Here is a 13,133-nt window from a genome sequence, read left to right as displayed (position 1 = left end):
TTTTTGGAGTTCATATCTTTACATTTATTTGTCTGTCATTTTCTCATATTCGATGGCCGCCAGAATAAACGATCCTACTGATTTCGGGTCATTCTCTATAACCGGTTCGCTGATATAATATTCGAATGAACCGTCACGGTATCTTTTGGAGTCTCCGCCCAGTCCGGCTACCGCACAACAATTCGTAATGGTATAGCTACCGTCTTCTTCAAGACGGGTAAATGTCTTGACCATTCCATCAAAAGCTTTGCGGGTAGGTTCGATGTAATCCTTGCTGATATATCCCTTATTGACAGCTTTGGCAAGTGTATAGATAAATAAGGCGGTTGCCGAAGATTCCAGGTAATTTCCTTCACGCGCTCCCTGATCTGTTACCTGATACCAGGTGCCGGACTGAGGGTCCTGATATTTCATTAAAGTTTTTGCCAATCCCTGAAGAATCTGCATTACGCTGTCTCGTCCGGTCGTTTCCTGAGGGAGATAATCCAGTACGTCTACCAAGGCTGCTCCATACCATCCGATACTGCGGCTCCAGAAATTAGGAGAACAACCGGTTTCGGGATTTGCCCATTTCTGTTCGCGGCTTTCATCCCATCCGTGATAGTAAAGTCCTGTGGTGGGGTCGTAAGTTTTGCGTGCTATCAGAAGAATCTGTTTCACAGCTTCATCGTATAGTGCCGGTTCCTGGAAAGTACTGCCGTACTGTACCAAGTAAGGAGAAGCCATGAAGATGCCATCCAGCCACATCTGATGGGGATATCTTAGCTTATGCCAGAATCCTCCTTCACTTGTGCGGGGTTGTTCTGCCATCTGTTTACGTAGGGTATCCATAGCTATTTTATAGCGTTCATCTCCTGATTGTGCATAAAGATCAAAAAGAATCTTGCCGCCATTGACGTTATCAATGTTGAATGAAAGATATTTCATCGTTTTGATATGGCCGTCCGTATCGATCAGACTGTCTGCGTAGATTTTGGCATATTCATAGTAAGTGCTGTCTCCGGTATGTTTCCATTCTTCCAGCATAGACTTTACAACAAGTCCGTGGGTATATCCCCAACGGGGTACTTTTGCTTTTTCAATCATCCAGGGTTCGGGAAAACGTTTCATCTCAGAGCGTGCCATACGTTCGCTCCATTTTTCTGTTTCTGCTTTTTGAGGTGCTGTGCAGGCGATGAAGCAAGCAGCTCCGCAAGCAACAATCAGTTTTAACAAGTTTCTGTTCATATAGGTAGAGTTATTATTTTCCAATCAATATATATTCTTGCCCTGCTTTGGTAGGCAGGTCATACAAGTAAGTCTTTGCAATTTCCACTTTATTTAGGCTGGCTTTTTCATTCACCAATGGCTGGGGAATCGTGGGGACTGCATAGAGAGGGTTCGGGTTCTCTCCTTTGGCACGTTTCAAGCCCTTTCCGTTCAGCGGGTTGAGTGAACGCAGACGGCAGTTACCACCTTTATGAGATTTCACGACCAGGCGATTTACTTTTCCATTCTTCCAGTTTAAATCAAGTTCGAAACCTCCACGGGCGATGATACCTGTGACAGAACCGTCCTTCCAGAGAGTCGGAAGTGCCGGAAGCAGGTAAATAAAGCCATCGTAACTTTGCATCAGCATTTCGACTATACCTGCAGCACAACCGAAGTTTCCGTCGATCTGGAAAGGCGGGTGAGCATCGAACAGGTTAGGGTAGGTACCTCCTTTTTTCTTTTCGTTACGTACCAGAGTCAATTGGTCGGTTATCAGTTTGTAGGCATGGTCACCATCAAGGAGGCGTGCCCACAGGCAAACCTTCCATCCCATGCTCCATCCGGTGGACGGATCTCCACGGTGAATCAGAGAAGTGCGTGCAGCGTCAAATAGTTCCGGAGTGCGGTAAGGAGAAATCTGGTTGCTGGGGAATAATCCATATAGATGGGATACATGGCGGTGTACATCGTTCGGATCATCCCAGTCGAACATCCATTCCTGCAATTGTCCCCAATGTCCTACTTGCATAGGAGCCATTTCTTTGAGGCGTTGTTCCAGATGAGCGGCAAATTCTTTGTCCGTATCCAAAATTCGGGAAGCTGAAATAATAGCTGTCCAAAGGTCGAATATCAACTGATTGTCCATCGTGCATCCGGCGGCTGTAGTTGCCTTGCCGTCGCTGCCGGAATGTACATTTTCGGGTGAGTTGCTTGGGCAGACTACCAACCAGTTGTGTACAGGTTCTTTCACCATAATCTCGTCAAAGAACAGTCCGGATTCTTTCAATATCGGATAAACGGAACGCAGGAACTCTGTGTCTCCGGTGTACAGATATCGTTCCCATAGATGACGGCATAACCATGCACCGCCGCTCGGCCACATACCCGAAGGGGCTTTGTCCAGTGCTCCTGTGATACGCCATATATCCGTGTTATGATGCAATACCCATCCGTTGGCTCCATACATGATTTTTGCCGTTTCCTTTCCGCTTTCGCTCACTTCTTTTATCAGCCGGAAAAGTGGTTCGTTCAAGTCACTTAAATTAGTCACTTCCGATGGCCAGTAATTCATTTCCAGATTGATATTACAGGTATATTTGCTATCCCAGGAAGGGAAAAGTTTATCATTCCAGATACCCTGCAAGTTAGCGGGTTGCCCGCCCGGTTGTGACGAGCAGATTAACAGATAACGGCCGAACTGGAAGTAAGTGGCAACCAGATGCGCATCATGTGTGTCCTTAAAATTCTCTACACGTTTGTCGGTTGTCACATTTTTATATTGGTCTTCCCCTAAATCCAGAGATACTCTGGTCAGATATCGACGATAAAATTCTACGTGATTCTTTTTGGCTTCTGCGAATGGACGAACCAGCGCTTCGGACAAATAGCTCTTTGCACGTTCTGTCTGATTGCCTGTGATGTCCAGATAATTATTGAAGTTAGTGGCTATAGACACATAGATTGTGGCTTCGTCAGCTCCTTCTACAGAGAGGACGCCATCGGTACAAGCTATTTTTCCTCCTTGGTTGCGGGCGGTCAGCCTTCCCTGAAATTCTACTTTTCCCTTCAGTCCTTCATGCAAGGAAGACACCCCTGAAAGGGTCACACAGTTCCCTTCTTCAGAGTGAATCATTACATCCTGATGAGGGGAGGTGAGCTGTGCGTTGAAGGTAATTTGTCCCGGACGGTTGGCGGTCAGTCGTACCATAACTACCTGATCGGTAAATGAGGTGATCGTTTCACGTTGATATTGCACTCCGTCTACTTCATAACGGACGATGGCACGTGCCGAGTCCAGACTCAGGTCCCGATAATAATCGGAATAGCGGGTATGTCCGGGGAAAGCAATTCTCAGGTCGCCGAAACTCTGATAAGGCATTCCCGAATTTGTTTTTGCCATCACTTTCTCCGTAGCGAGCGTTTGTGCTTCCAGATATTTTCCGGCAAAAACAAGTTCACGTACCTTCGGAATATACTTCAGTGCGTTCGGGTTTGCGTTGTTGTTGGGGCGTCCTGCCCAAATGGTTTCTTCGTTTAGTTGTATTTGTTCTGTTCCCGGCGTTCCATATACCATTGCCCCCAGACGCCCGTTTCCCAAGGGTAAAGCTTCGGTCCATACCTGTGCGGGACGGTCATACCATAGCTTATATTCCTGTGCAGATACTTTTTTCTCCTGCGCATGAATACATCCTGCAGAGACCATTACAAACAGATATCCGATTAATCTCTTTTTATTCATTTTCATCTAATCGCTTTTATACTTTTATAGGAGGACGATTAAAAAGGAATTTTGTACCCAATATACAGGCAATAAGAAGCAGGGATAATCAAAAGTTATCGGGTATAAAAAAAATGAACTTCAATATCTGCTCAAAAAGGTCTTACTTTGCATACGTAAGAGCACTAGGAAGAAGTTATTTCCTGAGTGTGGATTCATATCTTTAATCTAAAAAACAGATAATTGAAAATGTATAATTTAATCGTTAGACCGTTATTATTTCTCATTGATCCTGAAAAAGTACATCGGATGCTCTTGAACTGGTTAAGAATCTATCGCTATCTGCTTCCGGTTCGTGCATGCGTAAGAGGACACTATCAAGTGGACGAACCTTTTTCATACGGAAGTCTGCGATTCAAAAACCGGATAGGCTTGTCTGCCGGATTCGATAAAAATGCGGAAACATTTGATGAGTTGGCAGATTTTGGTTTCGGATTTCTGGAAGTGGGGACTGTAACTCCTGATTATCAACCGGGAAATCCTTCTTCCCGTATCTTCAGGCTGGTAGAAGACGAATCACTGATCTCACGTACAGGGTTCAATAATTGCGGTGTCGATGTAGCTCTGGCGCATATCAGAAGACACAGAAAACATTCTTACATACTCGGAGTAAATATCAATAAGAATCCGCTTTCTGTCGGTGAGCAGATCATCAAAGATTTTGAGCTGGTTTTCACTCGTTTATATGAAAGTGTAGATTATTTTACGTTGAACTGGGGTAGTATAGATAAAGAATCATTTGCTAAAGTTTTAGAAAACTTCACAACATTCCGTGAGGCAGTGAACAAACGGTGCAGTATTTTCATTAAGCTCCCGGCGGATATTGATGAGAAGGAATTGGATCTGGTCATTTCCCTTGCATATAAATATTCCATAGAAGGCTTTATAGCCACGGGTCCGACGATGGACCGCTCAGAATTGCATCAGACAAAAACAAAACAGTTGGAAAAGATCGGTAACGGTGGCGTCAGTGGTCGGGGTATCGGAAAGAAATCGCAGAAGGTAGTGCATTATCTGTCCGAGCACACCGACCGCCACTTTCTGATTATCGGGGCAGGAGGAATAATGACAGCAGAGGATGCAGCCGATATGATTTCCCAAGGGGCCGATATGGTACAGATTTATTCGGCATTTATTTATTCCGGTCCTTCTGTTGTTCATAAAATAGGGAAGAAACTTAAACATTAATCGATATGAAGAAATTAATTTGTATTAGCTTGTATGAGGACTTATCCATGACGACCTATGATTTGTCGAAAGTGGACAATGCCGAACTGATTGGAATCGTAGAAAATGCTTCCGAAGGAACTTTATTTGTTTTTACTTGTGACAGGCCCAATGGAAGCAGTGTTATTATGTGTCCCGGAGGTGGATTTCTGAAGACTAATCTGGAGAATGAAGGTATTGATTTTGCCGAATGGTTTACGAAGCTGGGAATTACATATATCGTCTTTAAATATAGAATGCCTCATGGTAATCCTGATGTTCCCGAACAAGATACCCGGTTGGCATTGAAGGTTGTGCGAGAAAAGTTTCCGGAGTTTTGTGATAAACTGGGAGTGATGGGGGCTTCTATCGGAGGATATCTGGCAACTTTTTCAGCTACGCTTTTGCCTGATGATGAGAAGCCGGATTTTCAGATATTGATGTATCCGGTAGTCAGTGTCGATGATCGTTTGACACATTTTCCTTGTCGTGAACGAATGTTTGGTCATTCCTATTCACCGGATAAGATGGAGCAGTATTCACCGATTGAGCATATTACTTCCGGCACACCTGCCGCTTTCATTGTAGCAGCTGCAGATGATGCTGTGGTAAGCCCTCTGAATGGTATTATGTATGCTGCCAGACTACAGAAAGCAGATATCCCCATTTCTCTGCACATCTATCCTGCGGGAGGACATGGATTCGGTTATAATGATAGTTTTGTGTATAAGCAGGAGTGGCTTCAGGAACTTGGAGAATGGTTGGCAAAATTGTAATTCTTTTCTTGTAATTCGAAATATACTTCCTATATTTGTCATTAAAATATTTAATGAAAAGAAATTATGAGAAATTCAAAGGTTACATCTATGTTGGTAGTGCTAATGTTTCTGTTGGTCACAGGAATACAGGCGCAGACCGTTACTCCCAGTAAGAAATATATCACAAAAGAACTGAATAACGTAAGCAACTTCAGCTCAATCAGCGTATTAGGCAGTCCTGATGTTGAGTATCGTCAGAGTAATGGTTCTAAAACGACAGTTTCTATATACGGTTCGGATAATTTGGTAGACTTGCTGGAAGTTTCTACAGTAAATGGAGTATTGCAGGTGAATATCAAAAAGGGTGTCAAGATTCTTAGTGGAGAGCGTCGTTTGAAAGTGATAGCCTCTTCCCCTTCATTGAATCAGGTAAATATTAAAGGTTCGGCAGATGTATATCTGAAAGGTGCAATCAAAGGGAATGACCTGAATTTGAATATAGCCGGTTCCGGAGATATCGAAGCGGAGAATCTGCAATATACTAATATATTTGCTTTGGTGAAAGGAAGCGGGGACATTGATTTGAAAAATGTGAAAGCGACTACTGTGATGTCAGAAGTTAATGGTTCCGGTGATATCAATATTAAAGGTTCTGCACAGAAGGCGACACTGACAGTAAATGGTTCCGGAGATATTAGTGCTGAAAAACTGGCTGCAACTAATGTCGTTGCTACAGTTGCAGGTTCGGGTGATATAGTATGCTACGCTTCCAGACAGTTGGATGCGAGAGTTAGTGGTAGTGGTGATATTGAATATAAAGGAAGCCCTTCAGTTGTAAATAAGCAGGGGAAGAAAAATTCGATTACCGGTAAGTAAGATACGAATCTTATTTTTTATAGAAAGCGGGCAAATATGTTATTTATCACATATTTGCCCGCTTTTATTTAGACATTCATAGATCTCTATCGAAGTATATGCAATGACAATATGTTAAAAATATAGTTAGCCAAGATACAATTAACTTGCAGATCTGTTTTATTTATATGGGCTTATCTGTATTTTCTGATATTGCACATTATGAAATATTATTCAATTAAGTCAAGTAGTATATGAATTTAGATGAAGTTTTAAATTATCGTCGCTCTGTACGGGTATATGATAAAGAAAAGGAAATAGATATAGAAAAAGTAAAGCATTGCCTGGAATTGGCAACTTTGGCTCCCAATAGTTCTGATATGCAACTATGGGAGTTTTATCACATCACACAGCCTGAATTGATGGCAAAGGTATCAAGAGCTTGTCTTGATCAAAAAGCAACTTCCACAGCTTCGCAGATTGTTGTTTTCGTCACACGTCGTGACTTGTATCGGAAGCGGGCGAAATTCGTTCTTGATTTCGAGACAGGAAATATACGGCGGAATAGTCCTATAGACAGGCAGGAGAAACGTATTAAAGACAGAAAACTGTACTATGGGATATTGATGCCGTTTGTTTATGCCCGTTTCTGCGGTATCTTAGGACTTTTCAGAGTACTACTTGCTAATGTTATCAGCATTTTCCGCCCTATGATGCTCGAAGTATCTGAAGGTGATGTGCGTGTGGTAGTACATAAATCCTGTGCGCTTGCTGCTCAAACATTTATGATTGCTATGGCGAACGAAGGATATGATACCTGTCCCTTGGAAGGCTTGGATAGCCGACGGCTCAAAAGGTTGCTTAAGTTGCCTCATGGTGCTGAAATAAATATGGTAGTTTCTTGTGGAATCCGGAATGGAAATAAAGGAATTTGGGGAGAACGGTGCAGGGTACCGTTTGAGGAAGTTTATCGTAAGATTTGATGGCACGGACGCAGTAGTAAAAACGCCTAAATATATATGTATTCGAATTCAAACTGAATGGGACTGCCGAGCAGGATTTGCAGCAGATTGATGAAAAAGGCTATCTGATTCCTTATCAGACAGCCGGACGTGAAGTCGTGAAAGTAGGAGTGGAGTTCAGTGCGGAGAAAAGGAATATTGGACGATGGTTGCTTTAACCAGATAACAATTAATATTAAAGTGAATCCTATTAGATAATCAGATGTGCGGAGATATGCTTGGCATATCTCCGTTTTAATTGACATAATCCGCCGGAGTAAAGGGATGAATGATGCTTACCGACGTGATTTAATCGTTTTTTAATAAATGAAATTTATTTTTTCCTGATTATACAAATAGTACAAAAGAATCTTCTTGTCTGGTCTTGTTTTTTATATTCCGCAACATTTCATCCTTTGTGTCATAGTATTAGTCACCTTCGAAACATTTATTGTTTGTATCCGACATGGATGGAGTTTGGCTAGTCCCCAAATATGCGGATATTTGTGAAGTGAGATTTCACTATCAAAAGTATTGGTCCTTTCGGACCGGCCGCCTGTGAAGGTAGCTCTATTGTTTGTTTTGTTTGTGTTTGGTGCATCTTTTTTCAAGCGAGAAAGAAGATGCACTATTTATATCTATCTACCCTGACTATCGGATATTGAATGAAAATTTGCCTATGAAACAGATAAAGCATACATTTGAAGAAAAAAAGAAAATGGGCGGGAAAGCATCAATGTGGAACTTATGGCACGGCTGTCACAAATGGAGTGAAGGCTGCCGCCACTGCTATGTATATCGTACGGATGGCAAATACGGAAAAGACAGTTCGGTGGTGACAAAGACGGAAAAGTTCGGTTTGCCTTTGCAGAAGAAAAAGAATGGAGAATATAAGATACCCTCGGGAAATCTGGTATATACCTGTTTTACCTCTGATTTTCTGATTGAAGATGTGGATGAATGGCGTGCCGAAGCATGGGAAATGATGCGGATACGGCAGGACCTTCATTTTATGTTTATTACGAAGCGGATAGACAGACTGCAACAGTGCCTGCCACCGGATTGGGGAGATGGATACGACAATGTGACAATTTGTTGTACAATGGAGAATCAGGACAGAGTCGATTATCGCTTACCTATTTATAAAGAAAGTCCTATTAAACATAAAATTATTATCTGTGAACCCCTTCTTAGTCAGATTGATTTCAGAGGAGAATTGGAAGGATGGGTAGAGCAGGTAGTGGCAGGAGGAGAGTCCGGTAAGGAAGCCCGCGTTTGCAATTATGACTGGGTGTTGGACATTCGCCGTCAATGTGTGGAAGCTCATGTCGGTTTCTGGTTCAAGCAGACAGGAAGTTATCTGTTGAAAGACGGACATGAGTATAAAGTCGCCCGACAGTTCCAGCACTCACAGGCGAGGAAAGCGGAACTGAATTATACTCCCGAAAAATAACGAAAGAACAAACAGGAATAAGGGAATGCAAAGGCTGTCGGACAGCTTTCACATCCCTTTATTGAGTACAAAATATGGATAATCACGTCTCTCCTTAAAGAGATAGTGTGTAAATTTTAAAATTATCCATATTAAATGAAACAGATAAAGCTGTTATTTCTTTTAGCTTCCGCCTCCGTCACGGGAGCATTTGCGCAGAGCAATGGGCTGACGGATATGAGTCAGAGCCGTTATGCAAAGATGGCAAATACCGGAATTGATGCCGTACACTGGACGAATGGATTCTGGGGAGAGCGTTTTAATGTATTTAGCGGAACTTCCTTGCAGAGTATGTGGAATACATGGAACACGCCGGAAGTTTCTCATGGTTTCCGTAATTTTGAGATTGCTGCCGGTGTATGCAAGGGAGAACATTGGGGGCCTCCGTTCCATGATGGAGATATGTACAAGTGGATGGAAGGAGTCGCTTCTGTGTATGCTGTCAATAAAGATCCGGAATTGGACAAGTTAATGGACAACTTTATTGCTTGTGTCGTAAAAGCCCAACGTGCAGATGGTTATATACATACGCCGGTTGTTATAGAAGAACTGAATAAGGGAATAGACAGCCATACGCTGGCTGATTCCCAACAACAGACAGTGATTGGTACGAAAGTAGGCTCCGAGGACGAAAAAGGTGCATTTGCCAATCGGTTGAATTTTGAAACGTATAACTTGGGACACCTGATGATGGCAGGTATCGTTCACCACCGTGCTACCGGAAAAACGACTCTTTTTGATGCTGCCGTGAAAGCTACAGATTTCCTTTGTCACTTCTATGAGACGGCTTCTGCCGAGTTGGCACGCAATGCTATTTGCCCTTCACACTATATGGGAGTGGTGGAGATGTATCGTGCTACAGGAAATCCCCGTTATCTGGAACTTTCAAAAAACCTGATTGACATTCGCGGTATGGTAGAAAGTGGTACGGATGATAATCAGGACCGTATCCCTTTCCGTGACCAATATCGTGCAATGGGACATGCCGTACGTGCCAATTACCTGTATGCAGGTGTGGCAGATGTGTATGCGGAGACGGGTGAACAACAACTGATGAAGAACCTGACTAGTATCTGGAACGATATTGTCACCCGAAAGATGTACGTGACCGGAGCTTGCGGTGCTTTGTATGACGGCACCTCACCGGATGGAACGTGCTATGAACCGGATAGCATTCAGAAAGTGCATCAGAGCTATGGTCGTCCGTATCAGTTACCGAACAGTACGGCACATAATGAAACCTGTGCCAACATAGGTAATATGCTGTTCAACTGGCGTATGCTGGAAGTGACGGGAGATGCCAAGTATGCGGAGCTTGTGGAGACTTGCCTTTATAATAGTGTATTGAGTGGCATAAGTCTGGATGGAAAGAAGTATTTCTATACGAATCCTCTTCGTATCAGTGCCGATCTGCCTTATACACTCCGTTGGCCGAAAGAACGGACGGAATATATCAGTTGTTTCTGTTGTCCGCCCAATACATTGCGTACGCTTTGTCAGGCGCAGAATTATGCTTATACATTGAGTCCGGAAGGGATTTATTGCAACCTGTACGGTGCAAATACATTGACTACAAACTGGAAGGACAAGGGGGAACTTGCTTTGGTGCAGGAAACGGACTATCCTTGGGAAGGCAATGTACGTGTAACGTTGAACAAAGTGCCCCGTAAAGCAGGTGCTTTCTCCCTCTTCTTCCGTATTCCGGAATGGTGCGGGAAAGCTGCGTTGACAGTGAACGGTCAACCGGTATCCATGAATGCCAAGGCAAATACCTATGCGGAAGTGAACCGTACATGGAAGAAAGGAGATGTGGTAGAACTGGTCATGGATATGCCTGTTTGTCTGCTCGAAGCTCATCCGTTGGCAGAAGAAATCCGTAATCAGGTGGTAGTGAAACGTGGTCCGTTGGTTTACTGCTTGGAGAGTATGGACATTGCAAATGGAGAAAAGATCGATAACATCTTGATTCCTGCCGACATAAAGCTGATTCCGAAGAAAACGACGATTGAAGGCAGTTCGATAGTAGCCCTGGAAGGGAAAGCGCGTCTGGCATCGTCTGAGTCTTGGGAAGGCGTGCTTTATCGTCCGGTTGTCCAAGCAGAGAAAACTGTGGATATTCGTCTGATTCCTTATTATGCATGGGGAAACAGAGGTAAAGGAGAGATGACAGTCTGGATGCCGCTAGCAAGATAACCCATTGTAAAAAAGAAAAATGAAAAAGTTATTGGTAACAACTATATGCCTGCTGGGTGCACATCTGCTGTCAGCAGGTGAAATCTGGATTTCGCCGCAGGGGAATGATCTCAATGACGGTACACGTCCATCTCCGAAAGCGACGTTGACTTCTGCTTTGCGTCAGGCACGCGAATGGCGCCGGACAGATGATGAACGGGTGCGGGGAGGAATTACGATCTGTATGGAAGGCGGTACGTATGCACTCTATGAACCGGTGTTTATTCGTCCGGAAGACAGCGGGACGGAGGATTCTCCCACGGTGATCCGCCCGGTAGCTGATGAAAAAGTGGTATTGAGTGGCGGCATCCGGATCGGTGGATGGAAGAAGCAGGGAAAACTCTGGGTAGCGGATGTGCCCATGTTCAACGGGCGGCCACTGGATTTCCGTCAGTTATGGGTGAATGGTAAGAAAGCTGTCCGTGCCCGTGACGTAGAGGATTTTGAGAAGATGAACCGCATTTGCAGTGTGGACGAGAAGAATGAGATTCTTTATGTTCCTGCGGTTGCCATACGCAGACTGGTAGACGGAAAAGGGGCTTTGAAGGCCAAATATGCAGAGATGGTATTGCATCAGATGTGGTGTGTGGCCAATCTTCGTATTCGTTCTGTCGAACTGGCTGGAGACAGTGCCGCAATACGTTTTCATCAGCCGGAGAGCCGGATTCAGTTTGAGCATCCCTGGCCACGTCCGATGGTAACGACAGATGGGCATAATTCTGCTTTTTATCTGACGAATGCCCGTGAACTACTGGATGTAGCGGGAGAATGGTATCACGACATAGATGCCCGTAAAGTCTATTATTATCCTCGGGAAGGAGAGAAGTTGCAGGATGCCGGCACGGAAGTGATAGTGCCTGCCATAGAGACATTGATACAAGTAAAAGGGACGTTCGACCGTCCTGTTTCACATATCCGTTTTGAGAAAATCACGTTCTCTCATACGACTTGGATGCGTCCGTCTGAGAAAGGCCATGTTCCTCTTCAGGCGGGAATGTATCTGACAGACGGTTATCGTATTGACCCGAAAATGGAACGGGACTATCTGAATCATCCCTTGGATAATCAAGGATGGCTGGGACGTCCTGCCGCGGCTGTAAGCGTGGCTGCTGCCAATCAGATCGACTTTGAGCGCTGTCGGTTCGATCATTTAGGCTCAACCGGGCTGGATTATGAAGAAGCCGTGCAGGGCGGTGTCGTTCGTGGCTGTCTTTTCCGTGATATTGCGGGGAACGGACTGGTGGTCGGCAGTTTCTCTCCGGCTGCCCATGAAACACATTTACCTTATGACCCTACCGACCTTCGGGAAGTATGCGCGCATCAACAAATCAGTAATTGCTACTTTACCGAAGTGGGTAATGAAGATTGGGGATGTCTTGCAATCCTTGCGGGCTATGTGAAAGATATTAATATAGAACACAATGAAATCTGCGAAGTTCCTTATAGCGGCATCAGCCTTGGCTGGGGCTGGACGCAGACAGTGAACTGTATGCGTAACAACAGAGTGCACGCGAATCTGATTCATCACTATGCAAAGCATATGTATGACGTAGCCGGAGTTTATACACTGGGCTCGCAGCCGAAAAGTTATGTAACTGAGAATTGCGTACATAGCATTTATAAGCCAGGTTATGTACACGATCCCAATCATTGGTTTTATCTCTATACGGACGAAGGCTCTTCTTTTATCACTGTACGCGATAACTGGACGGAAGGGGAGAAGTATCTGCAAAATGCGAACGGTCCCGGAAATGTATGGGAGAACAATGGTCCGCAGGTAGATACAGTCATTCGTGAACGTGCAGGGTTGGAAGCCGAATATAGGGACTTGAAGAAATAAG

Annotated in this window: 9 protein-coding genes and 1 pseudogene; 8 read left to right on the top strand and 2 right to left on the bottom strand. The window is 44.1% G+C overall.

Translation table 11 applies throughout. The features are described 5' to 3' along the window. Positions 1-24: 24 nt before the first annotated feature. Both NBH01_RS13780 and NBH01_RS13775 read right to left on the bottom strand, forming a co-directional pair. Positions 25-1,227 (bottom strand): glycoside hydrolase family 88/105 protein, encoded by a 1,203-nt coding sequence (locus NBH01_RS13780; RefSeq protein ID WP_011107571.1) that lies wholly within the window; start codon positions 1,225-1,227, stop codon positions 25-27. Between the two features lie 13 nt (positions 1,228-1,240). Beyond that, the gene (locus tag NBH01_RS13775) at positions 1,241-3,709 is read right to left on the bottom strand and encodes a glycoside hydrolase family 95 protein (RefSeq protein WP_225680188.1); all 2,469 of its coding nucleotides are present in this window, start codon (positions 3,707-3,709) and stop codon (positions 1,241-1,243) included. A gap of 228 nt (positions 3,710-3,937) precedes the next feature. Between NBH01_RS13775 and NBH01_RS13770 the strand changes: the two genes are divergently transcribed. The 8 genes and pseudogenes from NBH01_RS13770 to NBH01_RS13735 all read left to right on the top strand — a co-directional run bounded on the left by NBH01_RS13770 (position 3,938) and on the right by NBH01_RS13735 (position 13,132). After that, entirely contained in the window at positions 3,938-4,936 is a 999-nt protein-coding gene (locus tag NBH01_RS13770; RefSeq protein WP_062695115.1) for a quinone-dependent dihydroorotate dehydrogenase, read from the top strand. Between the two features lie 5 nt (positions 4,937-4,941). After that, complete coding sequence (locus tag NBH01_RS13765) at positions 4,942-5,730, top strand: alpha/beta hydrolase (RefSeq protein ID WP_011107568.1); 789 nt, start codon at positions 4,942-4,944, stop codon at positions 5,728-5,730. 66 nt (positions 5,731-5,796) lie between these two features. Continuing rightward, entirely contained in the window at positions 5,797-6,588 is a 792-nt protein-coding gene (locus tag NBH01_RS13760; RefSeq protein WP_011107567.1) for a head GIN domain-containing protein, read from the top strand. Between the two features lie 233 nt (positions 6,589-6,821). Further along, positions 6,822-7,550, top strand: coding sequence for a nitroreductase family protein (locus NBH01_RS13755; protein WP_011107566.1), 729 nt, complete (start codon positions 6,822-6,824; stop codon positions 7,548-7,550). A 7-nt stretch (positions 7,551-7,557) separates the two neighbouring features. Continuing rightward, a pseudogene (locus NBH01_RS13750) lies at positions 7,558-7,747 on the top strand (PD-(D/E)XK nuclease domain-containing protein); the annotation flags it as partial. Between the two features lie 539 nt (positions 7,748-8,286). Beyond that, entirely contained in the window at positions 8,287-9,021 is a 735-nt protein-coding gene (locus NBH01_RS13745; RefSeq protein ID WP_062695943.1) for a DUF5131 family protein, read from the top strand. A 135-nt stretch (positions 9,022-9,156) separates the two neighbouring features. After that, entirely contained in the window at positions 9,157-11,253 is a 2,097-nt protein-coding gene (locus NBH01_RS13740) for an aceric acid hydrolase (RefSeq protein WP_011107563.1), read from the top strand. Positions 11,254-11,272: 19 nt separating this feature from the next. Next, a complete protein-coding gene (locus NBH01_RS13735) occupies positions 11,273-13,132 on the top strand; it encodes a right-handed parallel beta-helix repeat-containing protein (protein ID WP_011107562.1) in 1,860 nt (619 codons plus the stop codon). Position 13,133: the final 1 nt, after the last annotated feature.

The organism is Bacteroides sp. B1-V-101, assembly GCF_023656585.1.
Lineage (GTDB): Bacteria > Bacteroidota > Bacteroidia > Bacteroidales > Bacteroidaceae > Bacteroides > Bacteroides thetaiotaomicron.
This window is presented reverse-complemented; position numbering and strand designations above follow the sequence as displayed.